Source organism: Vitiosangium sp. GDMCC 1.1324 (assembly GCF_003044305.1).
GTDB lineage: Bacteria > Myxococcota > Myxococcia > Myxococcales > Myxococcaceae > Archangium.
This window is the reverse complement of sequence record NZ_PZOX01000015.1, coordinates 132,929-151,166: the sequence shown is the minus strand read 5'-3', so window position 1 is coordinate 151,166 and position 18,238 is coordinate 132,929. Positions and strand designations below refer to the sequence as shown.

At 68.4% G+C, this 18,238-nt stretch carries 16 protein-coding genes; 5 read left to right on the top strand and 11 right to left on the bottom strand.

What is annotated here, in order from left to right; all coding sequences use genetic code 11:
- Positions 1–108: 108 nt before the first annotated feature.
- Positions 109–1,374: a choice-of-anchor X domain-containing protein gene (locus tag DAT35_RS35895; protein ID WP_108073769.1), complete on the bottom strand. Its 1,266-nt coding sequence runs from the start codon at positions 1,372–1,374 to the stop codon at positions 109–111.
- A gap of 30 nt (positions 1,375–1,404) precedes the next feature.
- Positions 1,405–2,283 (bottom strand): hypothetical protein, encoded by an 879-nt coding sequence (locus DAT35_RS35890; RefSeq protein ID WP_108073768.1) that lies wholly within the window; start codon positions 2,281–2,283, stop codon positions 1,405–1,407.
- A 279-nt stretch (positions 2,284–2,562) separates the two neighbouring features.
- On the opposite strand from DAT35_RS35890, the gene DAT35_RS35885 reads away from it, so the two are divergent.
- Entirely contained in the window at positions 2,563–3,045 is a 483-nt protein-coding gene (locus tag DAT35_RS35885; RefSeq protein ID WP_108073767.1) for a TlpA disulfide reductase family protein, read from the top strand.
- A 22-nt stretch (positions 3,046–3,067) separates the two neighbouring features.
- Positions 3,068–4,105 (top strand): SDR family oxidoreductase, encoded by a 1,038-nt coding sequence (locus DAT35_RS35880; protein WP_108073766.1) that lies wholly within the window; start codon positions 3,068–3,070, stop codon positions 4,103–4,105.
- A 66-nt stretch (positions 4,106–4,171) separates the two neighbouring features.
- On the opposite strand, the gene DAT35_RS35875 is transcribed toward DAT35_RS35880, so the two are convergent.
- The 3 genes from DAT35_RS35875 to DAT35_RS35865 form a co-directional block, all read right to left on the bottom strand.
- Positions 4,172–7,291 (bottom strand): hypothetical protein, encoded by a 3,120-nt coding sequence (locus tag DAT35_RS35875; protein ID WP_108073765.1) that lies wholly within the window; start codon positions 7,289–7,291, stop codon positions 4,172–4,174.
- 15 nt (positions 7,292–7,306) lie between these two features.
- Positions 7,307–7,654 (bottom strand): hypothetical protein, encoded by a 348-nt coding sequence (locus DAT35_RS35870; protein ID WP_108073764.1) that lies wholly within the window; start codon positions 7,652–7,654, stop codon positions 7,307–7,309.
- A 73-nt stretch (positions 7,655–7,727) separates the two neighbouring features.
- A complete protein-coding gene (locus DAT35_RS35865) occupies positions 7,728–8,834 on the bottom strand; it encodes an MJ1255/VC2487 family glycosyltransferase (RefSeq protein ID WP_108073931.1) in 1,107 nt (368 codons plus the stop codon).
- 60 nt (positions 8,835–8,894) lie between these two features.
- Between DAT35_RS35865 and DAT35_RS35860 the strand changes: the two genes are divergently transcribed.
- Together DAT35_RS35860 and DAT35_RS35855 are read left to right on the top strand one after the other, a co-directional pair.
- A complete protein-coding gene (locus DAT35_RS35860; RefSeq protein ID WP_233261923.1) occupies positions 8,895–9,191 on the top strand; it encodes a hypothetical protein in 297 nt (98 codons plus the stop codon).
- 175 nt (positions 9,192–9,366) lie between these two features.
- Complete coding sequence (locus DAT35_RS35855) at positions 9,367–10,266, top strand: LysR family transcriptional regulator (RefSeq protein WP_108073763.1); 900 nt, start codon at positions 9,367–9,369, stop codon at positions 10,264–10,266.
- Positions 10,267–10,340: 74 nt separating this feature from the next.
- Here the strand turns inward: DAT35_RS35855 and DAT35_RS35850 are convergent, their stop codons facing one another.
- Positions 10,341–11,099: an alpha/beta fold hydrolase gene (locus DAT35_RS35850; protein ID WP_108073762.1), complete on the bottom strand. Its 759-nt coding sequence runs from the start codon at positions 11,097–11,099 to the stop codon at positions 10,341–10,343.
- A gap of 105 nt (positions 11,100–11,204) precedes the next feature.
- The gene (locus DAT35_RS35845) at positions 11,205–11,789 is read right to left on the bottom strand and encodes a DUF2378 family protein (protein WP_108073761.1); all 585 of its coding nucleotides are present in this window, start codon (positions 11,787–11,789) and stop codon (positions 11,205–11,207) included.
- A 148-nt stretch (positions 11,790–11,937) separates the two neighbouring features.
- Between DAT35_RS35845 and DAT35_RS35840 the strand changes: the two genes are divergently transcribed.
- Entirely contained in the window at positions 11,938–13,518 is a 1,581-nt protein-coding gene (locus DAT35_RS35840) for a hypothetical protein (RefSeq protein WP_146210037.1), read from the top strand.
- A gap of 9 nt (positions 13,519–13,527) precedes the next feature.
- Here DAT35_RS35840 and DAT35_RS35835 read toward each other — a convergent pair whose 3' ends face one another.
- The 4 genes from DAT35_RS35835 to fmt are packed head-to-tail and all read right to left on the bottom strand — an operon-like array spanning position 13,528 to position 18,208.
- Positions 13,528–14,817 (bottom strand): MgtC/SapB family protein, encoded by a 1,290-nt coding sequence (locus DAT35_RS35835; RefSeq protein WP_108073759.1) that lies wholly within the window; start codon positions 14,815–14,817, stop codon positions 13,528–13,530.
- 9 nt (positions 14,818–14,826) lie between these two features.
- Positions 14,827–16,146 carry a 16S rRNA (cytosine(967)-C(5))-methyltransferase RsmB gene (gene rsmB, locus DAT35_RS35830; protein ID WP_108073758.1) on the bottom strand — a complete coding sequence of 440 codons (1,320 nt, stop codon included), beginning with the start codon at positions 16,144–16,146 and terminating at the stop codon, positions 14,827–14,829.
- A 10-nt stretch (positions 16,147–16,156) separates the two neighbouring features.
- Entirely contained in the window at positions 16,157–17,257 is a 1,101-nt protein-coding gene (locus DAT35_RS35825; protein ID WP_108073757.1) for a type II 3-dehydroquinate dehydratase, read from the bottom strand.
- Positions 17,258–17,272: 15 nt separating this feature from the next.
- The gene (fmt, locus tag DAT35_RS35820; RefSeq protein ID WP_108073756.1) at positions 17,273–18,208 is read right to left on the bottom strand and encodes a methionyl-tRNA formyltransferase; all 936 of its coding nucleotides are present in this window, start codon (positions 18,206–18,208) and stop codon (positions 17,273–17,275) included.
- Positions 18,209–18,238: the final 30 nt, after the last annotated feature.

The following is an 18,238-nucleotide window of genomic DNA, read 5'->3' as shown; positions in this document are numbered from 1 at the left end:
AGGGTGCGCGGCGCCCCACCGGACGCAACCTCTGCGCGGCCTTGACGCACGGCGCCGCAAATCATGCGCTGTCACGAGCCAGCGGCATCCGGCTCATGAACCCGGTGCTCACGGAGCCTTCTGACGCGGCCGTCCCGCCAGCTCGTCCCGCTGCTTCTGGGCCTCGTCCACGTCCTTGGTGAACTCGTCCAGGTAGCGCTGGCGCTCCTCACTCGTCCACTCATCCGGTGAGAACCTGTCCAGGCCGTACTGCTGGGTGGTGTGCACGTAGCCGGCGAGCGACTTCACCAGCTCGCGGTCCGGGTCCGCATTCTCGCGGAGGAGAAAGCCCTCCACGTCCCTGAGCTTGAGCGGGAAGTCGGGGTGCTCGTCGTGGAGGAGCAGCCCAAAGACGGTGAACTTCACCTCGCGCGCTCCAGCCGTCAGCTCCTCGTTGAAGGACACATAGGCGAAGGGAACTCCGGCCTCGTCATCCACGCGGCCCGCCATCACATAGCGGCCGGGCTTGCGCACCTGGAGACCGACATAGAGCTGCAAGGAGCCATGCTCCACCACCTCGCGCACCTTGCCGGTGAAGGTGGCCGGAGCGGCCGGGGTGAACATGATGTCGAAGAAGGCACCGCCCTCGGTGCTGCCGTTGGCGCGCACGCGGAACTCGACGCGCAGCGTGCCCTCGAACATGGCGAAGCCCTGACGGGACGGCTGGAAGCTCCCGGTCCACGTGCCATCGCCGGCCACCTCGTCGCCGTTGCGCCCCGAGTCGTTGAAGTCCAGCGGCACGGAGCTGAGCTGCCCGGCCTGCGCCATGTGCGGCGCCTCGTGGGCGAGGGCCGAGTGCACCTCGCACGGCAGCGGCTCGTGGCTGTTCGCGTTCTCACAGCCCACGAAGAAGCGCACCACCTCGTCGCCCACGACGAAGACCTTCTCCTGCTTGAGGACCAGGGAGACGTCCCGCGAGTCCCTGCTGAGCGGCTGCTTGCGCTCGGACGAGCCTGGATAGACCAGATCCGGGTGCTCCTTGATGGAGCGCGACTCGGGCGGGTAGCGCGTGGACTTCCGGTAGGAGTCGAGCGTGAACCGGGCCCGCTCCAGCCGCTTCTCCCAGAGCTGCCGCTGCTCCTCGCGCTCCGCCTCCTCGGGCGAGAGCGAGGCCGCGGTGGACGGCGCGGGAGCGGACGGCCGAGCCGGCATGCGCGGCGGTGGCACGTCCCGCGGAGCGTCAGCGGGCGAAGACTCCGGGCCAGGCGCGGACGAATCCGCCTCACCCGACCCGGGACGAATGAGCCCCACGGAGAGCAGCAACCCTCCTGCTCCCAGCACGAGCGGAACGAGCAGGAGGAACCAACGACCACGAGCAGGAGGGCGCTGAGTCATGGGGGCACTTCCAATGCTGCCAGATGCGGCCTACTTGGCGTAGGTGACCATGTCGCTGCGCACGGGCCCGACGATGCCGGCCCAGTTGCCGCTGGCGTAGTGGTTGTAGGACTCGCCGTCATCGCGCAGCGACACCGAGTGATAGGACCACTTGGCCTTGCCGTCGCTGGTGGCCGAGGTGCCGGTGTTCAGGGTGCCGTCGCAGAACAGGTCGCCCGGGTTGCAGAAGCTGCCCGTGACGGAGACACCACCCGTGGAGTGATAGGACACGGCCTCGTCGTCCTGGCCCGGCAACACGCCCGAGTAGAGCGTCCCCTTGGCGCCGGCGAACATGTAGAACCAGAGCGAGCGCGTGGTGTTGTGGTTGTACATGGCGCGCGCCGTGGAGGTGACGAGATCGCTGGTGAGCGGCTCGCTCGAGGCCCAGTCGCCCACGTTGGCCAGCTCGCTGCCGCCGCCCGCGCCCGAGGCGACGTCCACCCACTTGATGTTCCAGCCCGTCTGGGTGGTGCCATCCGTGTTGCCACACACACCGCTGGAGTTGGGCGTGGCGTTCTTCTTGTAGCGCGCGGAGCCGCCGTACATGGACAGCGCGTAGCCGATCTGCAGGTTGCCCGCGCTGTGCGAGGCGATGTAGCACCAGTTGGCGCCCGTGCAGAAACAGTCGAGCGCGTCACGGATGCGGTAGTTCTCCACGGAGATGCGCTGCGTGCCGTTCCAGTTCACGGCCTTCTTGTTCACGCCCGCCGCGGTGCTGCTCGGGCCCCAGTAACTGAAGTCCGCGTAGTTGCCGGCCTGGGTGGAGTTGCCGTTACGTCCGTGGATCCACAGCGAGTAGTTGGTGGCCGACGCTTCCGCGCCCACCAGGGCGGTGGCCGCGATGATGGCCGTGCTCAAGAGCTTCTTCATGGGAACGCCTCCTGCTCGACTTCTTGGGGGGAACCCGGCCGGCTGCCTGCCCGCCAGGTGGAGGCAAATGTACTGCTATCCTCTCAAATTCCGAAAACCTTCCATTCTCATGAAAAGTGACTTTCCTGACACAACGTGTCAAAGCTGGAACTCATGACGCGATGCATCAGGTGCTCCCAAGGGGAGGGGCCAGTCGGAGGGGCGCCTGGCTCGGGGACGCGGAGAGGGGATGCATAGCTTGAATCGCGTCCTCTCCAACCTCGTGAGGAGGCTCTACCCATGTCCTCGCTCGACGTTCCCTTGACGCTGCTGGATCCCGAAGGCGGTTGGATCTACGCCCCCCTCCACGTGCACGACCTGCACGGCAAACCGGTGCTGCTGCACTTCTGGAACGAGCTGGACGAGACCAGCCAGGAGCAACTGCCGCGGCTCAAGACGCTGCTGGATGAGTTCCTGCCCAAGGGCCTGATGGCCATTGGCGTCCACGTGCCGGTGCCGAAGGAGGACCTGGGCCACGCCCTGGACACCAACGACATCGAAGCCACGGTGAAGCGGCTGGGCTTCAGCCATCCGGTGGCCGTGGACGATGGCTCGATGGCGGCGGCCTATGGCGTGGAAGGGCTGCCGGCGTACCTGGTGTACGACGCCTTCGGCATCCTGCGTCTGCGCGTGTCGGGCGCGGACGCGATGAGCGTCGAGCTGAGGCGGATCCTGGCGCGGCTCACCGGGCCCGAGGCGACCACCGGCGCGTTCGCGCCCTGAACCCGACACCCGGAGACGCGACATGGCAGGCCGGAACAAGAAGGAGGCCTCGCGGCTATCGCTGGGGGCCCTGACCGCCGCGGGAGTGGGAGCGGTGCTGGGACTCCGTGCGATGCGCCGGGAGAAGGTGAGCTTCGAGGGCCGCACGGTGTTGTTGACGGGCGGCTCCAGGGGCCTCGGACTGGTGATGGCGCGCCAGTTCCTGAGCGAGGGAGCGCGGGTCATCCTCAGTGCTCGGGAGGAGGTGGAGCTGTCGAGGGCGCGCGACGAGTTGGAGGGCGCCGGAGGCGAGGTGCTGGCCATCCCCTGCGACGTGAGCGACCGGGTGCAGGTGGAGGCCCTGGTGGCGCAGGTGCACGAGCGCTTCGGCGCGGTGGACGTGCTGGTGAACAACGCCGGCACCATCCAGGTGGGCCCGCTGGAGTCCATGAGTGAGGAGGACTTCGACGAGGCGATGGACGTGCACTTCTGGGGTCCGCTCTACACGACGCTGGCGGTGCTGCCGGAGATGAAGCGGCGCGGCTGGGGGCGCATCGTGAACATCGCGTCCATTGGCGGGAAGGTGAGCATCCCGCACCTGCTGCCCTATAGCGCGAGCAAGTTCGCGCTGGTGGGCCTGTCGGACGGGCTGAGGACGGAGCTGGCGCAGGACGGCATCCTGGTGACGACGGTGTGCCCGGGGCTGATGCGGACGGGCAGTCCGCCCAACGCGTTCTTCAAGGGCGACCACGAGGCGGAGTACGCGTGGTTCGTGCTGGGAGACTCGCTGCCGGGGATGTCGATGAGCGCGGAGCGGGCGGCGCGGAAGATCATCGCGGCGTGCCGCCGGGGTGACGCGGAGGCGCTGGTGGGACTGCCGGCGAAGGTGGCGTCATGGGCCCGAGCACTGGCGCCGAACCTGACGGCGGCGATGCTGGCGCACGTGAACCGGCTGATGCCGCAGGACAGCAACACCGACCGGCACCGGGGCAGCGACAGCGAGACACCGCTCACCCGCTCCTGGGTGACGAAGCTGACGCGGCAAGCGGCCCAGAAGAACAACGAGGAACTGCTACACTGAGCACCCCGCCCTCTCCCTCCGGAGAGGGCCCGTGCCACCCGCGGCTCCCACTCCGCTCCTTCGGGCTCAATCCGAGGGGAGATCGTGGAAGTGCGGCGTCATGAACGCCTCCAGTGATTTGGGCGACCAGTCCAGCAACTCCACCTTCACCTCCTCGCTCGGGTGGGTGATGTCCCTCTTCGTCGCCCATACCCGGATGATCTGCTCCTTGGAGAAGAGCACGGGCTCGGCATGAGGGAACTGCTCGGCCGCCTCGACGAACGCGGCTTGCAACCCCGACGAGGTCAGCTCCATCCGGGACCAGGCCGAGTAGAACACCCGGCTGAATGGCACCGCATGGCCGCTCAAATATCGCGCCCGGAACGCAATCACATGCTCCGTGCCCCGGTCGAGGAAGGCCTTCGCCAGGTTCGGGTTCCACCCGACCAGACAGCAGCTCAACAGGGCGAGCCTCCGCGGTGCCGCGGGGAGACTGGAGACGATGTCCCTGCCGAACATGACATCCCCCGAGCTGCTCTCCTTGTAGCCCGTGGAGGCCCACTGGATGACGCCGCTGAGCTGCTCCATGGGGCGGAGCAGGCTTCCGCTGACGTCCCGGTACCATTCGGGCCCCAGGGAACGGTCCGAGGAATAGAGATCATACTCCATCCCGCTCACATTGCTGGGGTCCCCCACCCCGAGCGGGTACTTGGGCGTGAAGAGCTCCAGCGTGTAGACGCGGACCTTCAGCCCCTCGTGGTAGATGTTGCCGTGACTGACATGGTGGTAGACGTCGCAGTCCGAGAGATCTTTCTTCCACTGCTGGGTCTTCTTCGAGATGTCCCTGTCCACGCTCTGGATGAGGACCCGCTCGCCAAAGCTCCAGGGCTTGAGATGTTGCTCGACGATCCCCGCCTCCACGTTGCCCTGGAGCTCCTGCTCCGCGGCGTCGTAGTACACCACCACCTTGAGCGAGTCCTTGTCCGCCTGCTCCACGGCCTCGGCGAAGCGCTGGGAATGGATGTTCCAGCCACGCAGCTTGAAGAGACACTTCCCGCAGAAGTGTGGCAGGAAGGAATCCGGGCGCTGGTGGGCATACTTCCCGCCGTCCTTCGGGTAGCTCATGATGCACCCGTGATCCAGCGGATCATGATCCTTCGGGTTCTTGTCCCCCGCGTTCTCGTGGTGGCACAGCCAGAAGCAGTGCCCGATTTCATGGGCGAAGATGTGATACGGGCTGCCCTTGACCACCTGGTCCGTCAAGGCGAACAAGGCATTGAGTCCGACCGACAGGGTCGCATCTCCAAAACCAATCGTGTCGCGGATATCGAACACCTCCTGGGGTAGCAGGTAGTCGAGCAACACGATGCCGACCCGGAAGTCCGCCTCCGTCCGATGCAGCCGCTCGAGGATCAGATCCGCCAGGAATCGGATGGACGGAGACTTGCCCTTGCTGACGACGGCCTCGTGCAGGATGGTCGTCATCACCATGACGAAGTAGCTCTTCCCTTCCAGGTTCAGCCCTGGCGCGGGGCGGAACACCGCGTCGGGAGAGAACTTGGAATGGAGTACGGCGCGCCGGGAATCCTCCGCCGGCATGTCGTGGATGCTGAAGTAGTGCTGCAGCCACTTCGAGTACTCCTCCTGACGGAAGAAATCCTCGATCGCCAGGTAGCCGGTTCGAGACAGATCGAGCTCGATGAAGGCGTGGCGGTACTCGTCGGCGACGCGCGAGAGGATCTCCTGGTAGCCCCCACGCTGAGGCCAGCCAACCACCGCCGAGAGTTTCACGGAGCGCCAGATCTGGATGACCTCCGTCTGAAAGCTGAGCGTCCCGTGGTCCCTCGCCGCCGGGGCGCCCTCGAAGTCGAGCTCCGCCGTGAGACGGTACTGGTCACCCGCGATGTTGGAAGGTTGGAAGAAAATACCCGCCTGGCCGCGCACCAGCGGGCGGCTCAGGTCGAAGCTCGCGATGGTGTACACCGCCCCGTCCGCCTTCGGATCGGGACGGGCGTTGAAGCCAGGGAAGGCGGTCCCGAGGACGAACACATCCAGGGCGGGCTTCTCGGTGCGGACGCCCCCACACTCCTCCGGGCAGTTCATGCTGCCCTGGTGCTTCTTGAGGCCCTCGAGCAGGCCGGAGACGAAGACCTTGGGCCTGCTGTGCTGGCCCGGCTCCAAGGCGAGCGTGGTGTTGTCCAGGTCGGGTTCCTCGACGCTCCAGCGCACCTTCGCGGGCCCCACGGCCTCCGGCACGTCCACCGGCCCGCCGTCCTTCCCCTTGAGGGTGATTCGCGCCAGCAGCGGCAGGAGGGGCCTGTTGAGCTTCTCGGCCTCGAAGTCCCACTTGTTGCGCAACGGGCCCGACAACCCCAACTGGGCCGCGAACTCGTCCGTGTCGTTCCTGTAGTCGGCGTCGAACCCGATGGCCTCGCTGCGTAGCCGGAGCGGACCGCCCCCCGAGCCCATCGTGGGAAGGGGTCTACCCGGCTTGAGCGGCTCGCCCGAGGCCTTGCTGATGGGGGTAAACAGCGCGGGAGCCTCCATGATGGTCCGGGAGCGATCCGGGTCCCGAGACGAGTCCACCGGCGCGGTGCTCAGGGCCGGCACGCCGCGGTTGTTGAACTTGAAGCGTCGGAGGGCCCGCTGGAACTCCTGTCGGCCTCCGGCCTGGAGGGGCGGCCCGGCGTAGTACCCGCGCTCGTTCAGCAGGAGGCTGCTCAGCTCGTCCTGGTCCAGCGTCGATGAGCACAGGTACTCGAGAGTCCACGGGCAGAGGACGACCTGGAGACCGTGGTAGAGCACCTTCAGCGTGGCCGACGTCGCCTGGGGCACCGCGCGGGGCTGCTCCCGCTCCTTGCAGGAGACGACGACGCCCGTGCGTTTCGTGTTCCTGCGGAACGAGGAGCCCGGCGGGGCGCCGTCCTCCGTCTGATGGATGAGCACCTGGACCGTGAAGGGCGAGGCGAGGGGATTGACCCAGCGCGTCCTCGGCTCGGTGCCTTCCGGGCGGATGGAGCCATCCCACCGGAACCTCGTTCGATCCGGTCGAGCCCGGTCGGTGAACACGAGGTTGTTGCGGTTGTCCCGTATCTGGAGCTCCACCCAGGTGGCTTCCACGTCCTCCGGAATGCGGTAGGTGATGTCGACGAGCTCCGCCTTGGGGGCGAAGTGGGGCGTGTCACAAGAGACAAAGGCGAAGGGCATGGGAATGTTCTCGCTTCATCCGACCTGAGGCAGCAGCGTTTCCAGTCGATCCATCCGGGTGGTTCCATCCAGAGAGGAGTCGGCCAATACCGCACCAGCCTGGGAGAACTCCTCGCGTGCGTGGAAGCGGGGGCCCCAGCGCAGCGCGTACCGAACGAACCGGTAGAGGTCCCACTCGAACTCGATTCCCAGACGCTCGGCCTCGCGCACCGATGCGCACACGAGCTCCCGGAGCACCTGCTCCTCATACACCTCGGGCGGGACCAGACCCTCCGAGCGCAGCGCCACCACGACACGCTCGGCGAACCGCAGCTCCATCAGCTCCTCGAAGGCATGCATCTGGGCTGCGCGTATGGTCAGCATCACCGAGCGGGCTCCTTCCGGGGGGCCCGCATTCTAGCAGGGCCTCGCGCCCCAGGCCCCCCCGCGAGACGGCTCAGCCCTGGCTGTTCTCGCCCTGCCCCTCCCACCAGCGGCCCTTGTACTCGGCGGCGCGGGCGAGCTGCTCGCGCAGCGCGTCGATCATCTTCACGTTCCCGTCCTGCGCATACCCCTTGAGCGCCTCCTGGCACTTCGGCACCCGCCCGAGGAAGTCCTCGAGGCGCTCGAGCGTGAGCTCGGGCGCGTACATCCCGTACCCCAGCTTCTCCAGGTAGAGCGCGTTGAGCACCTGCTCGAACTGGCCTTTCACCGGCAGGGAGAGCATGGGCTTGTGCAGGTAGACGGCCTCGCTCATGAGCGTGTAGCCACCACCGGCGACCACGGCCCGGGCGGTGCGCAGGTCGTCGATGAAGCCCTTCTCGCTGAAGGGGCGGTAGAGGAGGTTGCCATCGCGCAGGTCCTCGGTGATGTCGCGGCGCAGGCCGTAGATGTGGCAGGGCAGGCCGCTCTTCTTGAGGATCTCCGGCAGGGCGGTGTTGGTGGTGGACGTCTGGTAGACGAGCAGGTGCTCGCCGGGCTCGGACTTCGCCGAGAGGATCTCCGGCCGGAGGATGGACGGCAGGAGCGTGGTGCGCTCCTTGCGGATCGGCGGGTAGAAGAAGGTGGTGACCAGGTAGTGGAAGCTCCCGGGCACCTTGGACTTCACGATGGCGCGGGTGCCCTCGAAGTCATCCTCCCAGCCGGCGAGCAGCGCGGGGTCGTGCTTGCACCGGTTGATGATCTGCATGTTGTCCACGCTGATGACGGGCAGCCGGTGGTTGCGGGCGAACAGGTAGCTGAAGCTCTCGAAGTCGCTCACCACGACGTCCGGCTGGAACTCCTCCACGAGCTCGAAGTACTCGCGGACGTTCTGCGGCCAGCCCTTGATGGCCCCGGTGAGGTTCTGCAGCACCGTCTGCCACTTCTTCACCGAGTTGCCTTCGTAGGCGATGGTGAGGCCCCAGATGCCGTGCACATTCTCGAAGCGCTTGGCCAGGTAGTCCTTGGCCCGGCCCGACACGACGATGTGGACCTCGTGCTCCTTCGTGAGCTCCTCGAGCAGCACGCGCGAGCGGGTGGCGTGCCCCATGCCTTCGCCAACGACACCGTAGAGGATTCGCATGGGGGCCGAGCATACGCGGGATATGGCGCGCGAGCCCACGCGGCGGTAGCGTCTCGTCCCATGCAACCCGAAGGAACGGACGCCAAGCGACAGGGCGGCTCGGGGGGAGTGACCCGGGCGGCTCTGCTGGGACTGTGCGGTGGCATGCTGCTCGGAGGCCTCTTCCTGCTGGGAGCGGGCATCAAGACGCGCCTGTCCCCGCCCGACTGCTCGGAGCTCTCCGAGATGGAGTGCACCTTCACCAGGGACGCCGCCACGGACATGGCTCGCGTCCAGCTCGTGTCGGGAGCCGCTCTGATGTCGCTCTCGGCGGCCGTGGTGGTGCTGATGCGCTCGAAGGCGCGCCCGGCCTCCTGAAAGCGCATTTCAAGAGCACAGCGCCTCGCTGAGGGCTCGCCCCTACTCCTACCTTCCCCTTCTCCGTCAAGTGACTGACCGAGCGAGCCCGGTAAGTGGTTTTGCCGGTGGGACGTAGACCGGCTAATTAGCTCTAGCCTCGACATAAGGCTTCGGTTAGGAGAGGCGCCCTCTTATGCAGCTTGAATCCTTGAAGATGTTTTGTGACGTGGTGGAGACGGGCTCCTTCTCGAGGGCCGCGCAGCTCAACCATGTGACGCAGTCGGCGGTGAGCCAGCAGATTCGCGCGCTGGAGAACCGCTATGAGCAGAAGCTCCTGTCGCGCAGCGCACGCCAGGTGACTCCGACTCCGGCGGGCGAGCGCCTGTTCCGCGGGTGCAAGGAGATCCTCGCGCGCTTCGCGGAGGTGGAGAACGAGATCCGCGAGCAGTCCACGGAGGTGGCGGGCACCACGACGGTGTCCACCATCTACTCGGTGGGCCTGCACGAGCTGCGCAGCGTGCAGAAGCAGCTGCTCAAGACGCACCCCAAGGTGAACATGCGCCTGAACTACCGGCGCAATGATCAGGTGTACGACGACGTCATCCTGGGGGCGGCGGAGATTGGAATCGTGGCGTACCCGCAGCCGCGCGCCGGTGTGGACATCCACCCGTTCCGCGACGACAAGCTCGCGGTGGTCTGCTCGCCCACCCATCCGTTCGCCACCAAGGCGAAGGTGAGCCTGACGGCGCTCTCGGGAGTGCCCTTCATCGCCTTCGACCGCGAGGCGCCCACGCGCAAGGCGCTGGACCGGCTCTTCCGCGAGAAGAACCTGGACCTCAACCCGGTGATGGAGATCGACAACGTCGAGACCATCAAGCGCGCGGTGGAGATGGGCATCGGCGTGGCCATCCTTCCCTCGTCCACGGTGTATTCCGAGGTGACGCAGGGCACGCTGGTGTCCAAGCCCTTCGCCGAGGGTCCGGTGTCGCGTCCCATCGGTCTGCTCATCCGCAAGGGCAAGTACCTGGACCGCGCCTCCGCCGCGGTACTCGAGGCCTTCAAGCTCGCCGAAGCCACGGCTGACGAGGCGTAAGGCCCTCCGCGGTAGCGTTCACGTCCCGGCCCCGTACCGCCCCTTCCGGGTGGCACGGGGCCGTGGTGCTTTCATCAGGCGGCGGTCTCGACGCCGCTGGCCGGCGCCAACGCCGCCAACCAGGGCAGCAACAACCGCGCGCACTCGTCCGGGTGGGTGAAATACGGGACGTGGCCCACGCCGCGCAGCAGGTGCTGGGGCGTCCCCGGAGGCAGCGAGGCCGCGAGCCGCGCCATGGACGAGGCTGGCACCAGCACGTCCCGGTCACCCTGGAGGCACACGCACGAGACGGGCAGCGCGCGCAGGTCCGGCGGAGGTGGCTCGCGGCGGATGGCGAAGGCGCGATGGAGCGTGGTCATCCGCTCCAGCGTCGTGGTGGGCACCACCTCGGGGACCCGCGCGAGGGGGATGGGCTTCCACGAGGCCAGGGCCGCCGTGAACGGGCCGGGACGCCCGAGGACGGCGATGGGCCCCATCATCGCGATGAGGTGGCCGCGCAGCCCCAGGTGCTCGGGCCGGGTGAAGGAGCCGAGGAAGGCCACGCCCCGCACGACCCCCGCCGCGGCCAGGTGCGCGGCCACCATGCCTCCGAAGGAGCTGGCCACCACCGCGTCCGTGGGACCCGCCGCCCGGAACACCTCGCGGGCGAGCGCCCCCGCGCCACAAGCCGCGTGAGTGCCCTCCGGATATTCGACGAGGATGGGACGGGCCACCCCAGACAGCCGCTCGGCGAGCGCCCGGAAGCCCGAACCCCGGGCTCCCAACCCGGGGAGCAGGAGCACCCGGGGACCCATGTCACGACCCATCTCCGTCAGCTCGACCACTCGGCGCATGTGCCTCCTCGCGAACGCGCTCCGAACACCGCCCGCGCGCCCCTTCTGCCCGGCCCCGCACGCCCCCCTGGTGGACCCTCGAGCGGCCAGCAGAGCACACCCCGCCTACCAGGAGACGTCGATCTCCGCGTCGCGCAGGCTCAACTGTCTCCCGGTGGTCTTCACGTCCGCCACCCGCGTGTTCTCGAAGATGCCTCGCACCGCGCCCTCGAAGAACTCGGCGGGCAGGGTGCTGCCCTGGATGGACACGATGCCGTTGTGCGAACCGCTCCAACGCACCGAGCACTCGCCATGCCGCACCGAAGTCCGGTAGGCCGAGGGAAAGCCGTTGAGCATCAGCTTCGGCACCCCTCCGGCCAACAACACCAGCACGCGCCCCGCACGGGACTCCAGGTAGGTCGGCGCGACCTTCTGTCCCAGGTACCGCATCGCCACGTCGAAGCCTTCGAGCCGCTCGCTCAGCGCCCAGGCCGCCGTGTAGAGCAGCCGGTTCAGCGAGCCGACGGGGTAGCTGAAGAAGGTCATGAACCGGTCACCACCGGCCGCTTCGATGCAGCGGTTCAGTACCGCCGGGTCCTCCAGGTCTCGCACCGCCTCCAGCACGCCGTTGAAGAAGTAGCCGCGCACGGTGTCCTCGGGCCCGCACAGGGCCAACCGCTGCTCCAACTCCTCCCGAGAGCCCTTCTCCATCTCGGCGGGGAGTATTGAGCCCCGTACCGTGGAGCCTCAAGTCGCACCTGAGGTGGGGTGGTGTTGGGTGGGGTGGTGTTGGAGGATGGACTTCACCCGGGGGGCCCCCCTGCCGGCCCCGGGGGTCATCCGGTCTACACTCGAGACCATGAGCGCATTGACCCCAGGTGACATCTTCGGAGGCAGGTGGCGCATCGTCCGTCCGGCCTTCGGCGACGCACCCGGCTCGGAGTTCCAGGTGGTGCCCGTGGAAGAGGCTGGCGCCCGGCGGATCACCCTGTGGCGCACACTGCGAGCGCCGATTCCCACCGAGCTGGAGCGCTTCGAGCAGCTCCTGCGCGCGGGCGAGCGGACGAAATACCCCGCCTTCCAGCCCGTGGTGGACGTGGGGTACGACCCGGCCTGCGAGGCGCTCTGGTGCGTGCGCCCCTGGTGGAATGGAGAGTCCCTGCCGTCGATGCTGGGAGGACTCCATGAGGTAGGGCTTGAAATTCCCTACCTTCACTCCCTCGCGGAGCAGCTGGCGCGGGCACTCACCCTGGCCCAGGAGGCCGGTGTCGCCCACGGCCGGCTGCGGCCCTCGCGGCTGCTCGTCGCACCCGGACCGAAAGGGGTACGGCTGTCCATCCTCGACCTGGGGCTGGAGGTCTTCCGGCGCGACCACGCCCACGCCTGGCTGAAGCCGCCCCCGGTGGGTGAGGCATACGTGGCGCCCGAGCTGGGTGACTCGGGTCCCGTGCTCCCCTCCGCCGATGTCTTCTCCTTCGGGCTCATCGTGAGGGACATGCTGGCCACGCGGCGCGATGGAGCGTGGACGGGGCGCTGGGAGTCGTGGGTGGAGCAGGCCACCGCCGCGGCTCCAGAGGAGCGGTTCCGCAGCCTCACCGAGGCCATGCGCGCCCTGGTGCCGGTGCTGAAGTCCCTGCCGGACCCGAGGCCCCCACCGCCGGAGAACTATCAACGCGAGCAGCCCGCTTCCATCGAGGCCACGCCGCCCGAGCCCGCCCCTCCGGAGCCGCCGCCCGCCGCGAAACCCAGGGCGGACTTCGAGGACCTCGTCGAACTGTTCGCCGGAGCCCTGCCTTCCTCCACGAAGCACGAGGTGGAGAACGGCGTGGTATTCCGCTCGGAGCTGGGCGACGCGGTGTTCAACCGGGTCGAGGGTCAGCTGGAGCTCACGGGCATCCGCTGGATGCTCCCGCTGCATCGCACCTGGAGCGCGGCGGAAGAGTTCGTCGAGCAGGTCCTGGAAGTGGCGAAGCTGTGCACGAACACGCCCCTGGCCCCTTCCACCCTCAAATGGAAGGCCGAGCTCCTGAGCCATGTGGACATCAGGCCACGACAAAAGGAAGGGGCGGAGCACGACAGGCTGGATCCGCTGTGGCGCTGGCGGGGGCTGACGCCCTATGAGCCCGGCATCTATTCGTCAGGGCTGGACGCGGATGAACAGCTCATCACGGCGGTGTACGCCCATCAGGCCTGGGTGACCTCGCATGACCTGGACTGGTGCAGGAGCGTCTACGCGTGGATTCCCTGGACGAGCCTCCCGGCCGGCCTGGAGCGGGCCGTGAGCCTCCTGAATCACGTGGAGCGGGTGTCGTACCTGATGAACGCCTATCCCTCGTACGTCTGCCGCTTCTGCCGGGGGACCTTCGAGTCCCTGCACTTCCACACGCACCACGAGGCGTGTCACCGGTGCTCGGAGACACACCTGGGCATCATCCATTGACCCCCAGGGTCAAGGCCTCCAGTGGATGAGCTCGAGAAGCTGGGACTGCACGAAAGCGCCCACGAGCCCCAGGACGACCACCAGACCCAGCGCGCGTCCCAGCCGCAGCGAGAGCGACCGCTGCTCGGACACGCGCGCCACGAGGACGATGTTGACGACCGCGCTGGCCAGCGTGGCGATGATGGCCCCCGTCCCGGCGACGGCGGGGGAGATCTTCCCGTGCGCGCACAACGACGCGGCGGAGGCCACCGCCGAGGCGCTCGACACGAGCCCGCCCACGGCGCTGACGGCGTAGAAGCCCATTCGCCCGAGCAGGTTCTGCCCCACGGTGCCCACCACCTGAAGCACCAGGAAGATGAAGCCGAACTTCAGCGCGGAGGGCAGCGAGAAGGGCGACTTGAGGGGAAGGGCGGGCGCCTCGCCCTCGGCGGGGGCGTCGACCTTGAAGCGCACCAGGGCAAGCCCCGTGCTGGACAGCAGGATGAGGGCGAGCGGCAGCGCCGAGTCCACCAGGGCCCCGAGCGACAGCAGGCCCAGCAGCACCGCGTTGCGCAGCGCCATGGCCGCGGTGGCGAGCATGACGCCCCGGTACACCACGTCCAGGAGCTGCCCGGTCATCTCCCGCACCCGGTTGGCCAGCTCCGTCACCGTGACGGTGCTGTTGACGAGCCCTCCCAGGAAGCCCGTCACCTCCACGCCGTGCGCGCCGAACACCTTCCACAGCAGGTAGTTCACGAAGCCGATGGCCGCGATGAGGATGACCGTCACCCAGGCCGCACGCGGCTCGATGAGGCCCCAGGGGTCCACGGGCTGGGCGGGCAGCACCGGGTAGATGGCGAAGGCGAGAATGGCCAGGAGGATGGCCGAGCGCAGCTCCTCGGCGGTGATCTTGTGGCTGAAGCCCGCCAGCCGCTCCTTCCAGGCGAGCAGCCCCGCGCTGGTGACCGCGACGGCCGCGGGAGTGACGGTGTGTCCCAGTCCGCAGAGCACACCGGTGAACCCGGTGACGAGCAGCGCCGCCGAGGTGGTCAGCTCCGCGCCCTTCTGCGCCTGGAGGGACTGCCAGTTGAGGAAGGCGATGAGCACGCCGAGCAGCGCGATCCCCAGGATGGCGTAGGGCGTCCCCAGCAGCCCGCCCAGCCCCCCGAGCAGGGAGGCGAAGCCGAACGTCCGCAGACCGGCCTCCTTGCCGCGCCACTCGCGCTCCAGGCCCACGAAGAGCCCCACCGCCAACGCGAGGGTGAGGCGCATCAGCGTCTGGAGGGGCGGCCAGGGCACCGCGGCGGGAAGGCTTTCCATGAAGAGTCCTCAGTACAGCTTGCGCAGGCGAGCGGCGAAGAAGCCGTCCCAGCCCTCGGGACCCGGCAGCGTGCGCAGGTACGCCTGGGTGAGCGGGAGCTTCACCGCATCGTGCAGCACCGGTGGCTCCGCCGTCCACTCGGGGTGGCTGCGCAGGAACATCTCCACCTGATCCTGCCCCTCCTGCGGCTCCGGCGTGCACACCGCGTAGACGAGCAGGCCGCCAGGCGGCACCGACTCCTGGCAGTTCTCCAGGATGCGCCGCTGCAACACCGCCAGCCGCCCGATGTCCTCCGGCTTGCGCCGGTAGCGCAGCTCCGGGTGCCGCCGCAGCGTCCCCAATCCCGAGCACGGCGCATCCACCAGGAACGCGTGGAACTCGCCCCACTCCTCCGGGTACGGCTGCGAGGCATCATGCGCCTCGGCCTTCAACCGCGCGGAGAGGCCCAGCCGCTTCGCCTCGGACTCGATCTTCCGCAGCTTGTTCGCGTGGAGGTCCGTGGCCACCACCTCGTGCTTCTCGGCTTGGTGGCACGCCTTGCCGCCCGGCGCCGCGCACGCATCCAGCACGCGCGCCGTCTCCGGGATGTCGCCGTACACGCCCACCAGCTGCGCCGCCTCGTCCTGCACCTGCCACAGGCCCTCGGCGTAGCCGTACACGTCCTCCACCCGCCCCACCGGCGGCAACACGATGCCCACCGGAGACACCGCCGTGGGCCGCGCCTCCAGCCCCGTCTCGCGGAGCTGCTCCAGCAGCGCGTCGCGCGTCACCTTCGCGCTGTTGGCGCGGATGACCACCGCCGGCGTCTGGTTGTTGGCGACGAGCATCGCCTCGGCACGCTCGCGGCCGAACTGGCGCATCCAGCGCTCCACCAACCACCGCGGGTGGCTCTCGCGCACCGACAGGAATTCAATGGGGTCGCTCTCCGGGGGCAGCGGCTGCGAGGGCAGCGAGGACAGCTTGCGGAGGATGGCGTTGACGAAGCCCGCCGCACGCGCCAGCCCCACGTCCTTGAGCGCCTGCACCGTCTCGGCCACGGCGGCGCGTGCGGGAACCCGCGTGTAGAAGATCTGGTAGGCTCCTACGCGCAACGCGGCCAGGACCTTGTCCTCGAGCGCGTCCAGCTTGCGATCGGCGAAACGGGAGATGGCGTAGTCCAGCGCGAGCTGGCGGCGGGTGGCACCGTAGGCCAGCTCGGTGATGAGCCCGGCGTCCCGAGGGTCGGCCGGTGGCGACTCCGAGAGCACCGTATCGAGTACGACGTTGAGGTACGCATCCGTGGCCCGGACACGTCCCAGGACCTGGATGGCGATGGCGCGTGCGTTCATCTGTCCCCTCTCACCCTTCCAACCGGGTCATCATGTCCACGAGCTCCGAGTCCGACAGCTTGCTCGCGGGCATGGTGGAGAGGGTGAGACGCTGCAGGGAGTCCTCCAGCATGTCCCGATAACCACTCTCCGCCGGAGCCCCGCGCTGCACGTCCGTCCACTTCGAGCGCGCCCAGGTGGCGAGCTCCGCGGGCGTCAGCCTGCCCGCCAGCCGATCGGCGATCTTCTGCCGCACCAGCGCCCGGGTGAGGAAGTCCGCCGCGGGGGTGCCCTTCGCCTTGCGGCCCAGTGTCTTCGAGGGCGAGGCGGAAGCAGCGGGCGCCTCCACCTTGCGGCCCAGCGTCTTGGTGGCTCCGCCCGGCGAGCGAACCAGCGCCTTCGGCGGCGCATCGGAGGCACGAGCCAGGGCCCTCGACGGGCTCAAGGCCAGGGACTTCTCCCGGCTCACGGCCTGCTTCCGACGGCCCAGCGTCTTCTCCGGCCCCGCCGGCTCCCCGCCCACTTCGTCCTTCTCGCCCGCCCAGGTGGCATCCACCACATCATCGTCCTCGCCTGCCGCCGCCACCTCCCCGCCCTCCTCCTCCTCGCCCTCCTCCTCCTCGCCCTCCTCCTCCTCGCCCTCCTCCGCCTCGTCCTCCTCGAGTTCCGCCTCCTCTTCGCCCTCCTCCGACTCCTCGTCCTCGCCCGTCAGTTCCCCGGTGAGGTCTCCGCTCGCGAAGCGCTCGAGCGCCTCGAGGTACGAGTCGAAGCCCTGGCCCTCAATGGTGGCGGCGCAGGCCTCGGCCACCACGGACTCGCGGTCACCGAGCGCCTCCAGGTACACCTCGATGGCGGGCACGCCCACGGCCTCCAGCGCCTCCATCAACGAGTAGGAACCGAACAACCCCGCGGGGCTCACCACCACGCCGTCCAACCGGGAGCGCTCGGCATGGAGCGTGTCGATGAGGACGCCCTCGTGGTTGGACTGCACCACCTTCAGCTCCAGCCCCAGCTCCGTGGCCCGGGCCATCAGGGCGGCATCGAGGTCCGCGAGCCGTCCTCCCTGCCTGCCCTCCCGCTCGCCGAGCAGGTTCAGGTTCGGCCCATGCAGTACCAACAGCCTCTTGCCCATGTCGCGTGTCCTCTCCTACGTCTCGAATGGCCGGCTGCCCGGCGCCAGCTTGTGGCCCGCGAGGAACTCGCCCACCGCCATCACCCGCTTGCCCTCGGGCTGCACCTCCAGCAACACCAGGGAGCCCTCGCCGCACGCCACCTCCAGCCCCTGCGGACTCGCGGAGAGCACCGTCCCCGGCTCGCCGCGCCCCTGCCCCACCTTCGTCCGGTGCACCTTCAGCAGCTTGCCTTCCAGCGTGGTGAAAGCCCCCGGCCACGGAGTGAAGGCGCGCAGGCGCCGCTCCAGCTCCACCGCTGGCCGCTTGAAGTCGAGCTTCCCCTCTTCCTTCTCGATGATGGGGGCGAGCACCATGCCCTCCGAGGGCTGCGGCACCGCCTTCAGCTCGCCGCGCAGGTACGCGGGGAGGCACTCGCGCAGCAGTGCTCCGCCCAGCGTGGAGAGCTTGTCGTGCAGCGTGGCACTCGTCTCGTCCGGGGCGATGGGCAGGCGCTTCTCGGCGAGCATCGGGCCGGTGTCCAGGCCCTCGTCCATCACCATCAACGTCACGCCCGTCTCCGTGTCGCCATGGGCGATGGCCCACTGGATGGGGGCGGCGCCGCGGAAGCGCGGCAGCAGCGAGGCATGCACGTTGAGGCACCCCTTCACGGGCGTCTCCAGCACATCCTTGGGGAGAATCTTCCCGTAGGCCGTCACCACGGCGACATCCGGGTTCAACTTGCGCAGCTCCTCGGAGAAGGGAGGCGTGCGCAGCTTCTGGGGCTGGAGCACGGGCACGCCGCGCTCGAGCGCGTAGGCCTTCACGGGAGAGATGGCGAGCGCCTGGCCCCGGCCCTTGGGCTTGTCGGGCTGGGTGACGACGGCCACCACGTCTCCGATGTCGAAGAGGGCGGCCAGGGAGGGCACGGCGAATTCGGGCGTGCCCATGAAGACGATGCGGGGGCGAGTCATAGAGGGGTGTCTTCTCCTGTACCTGGACGC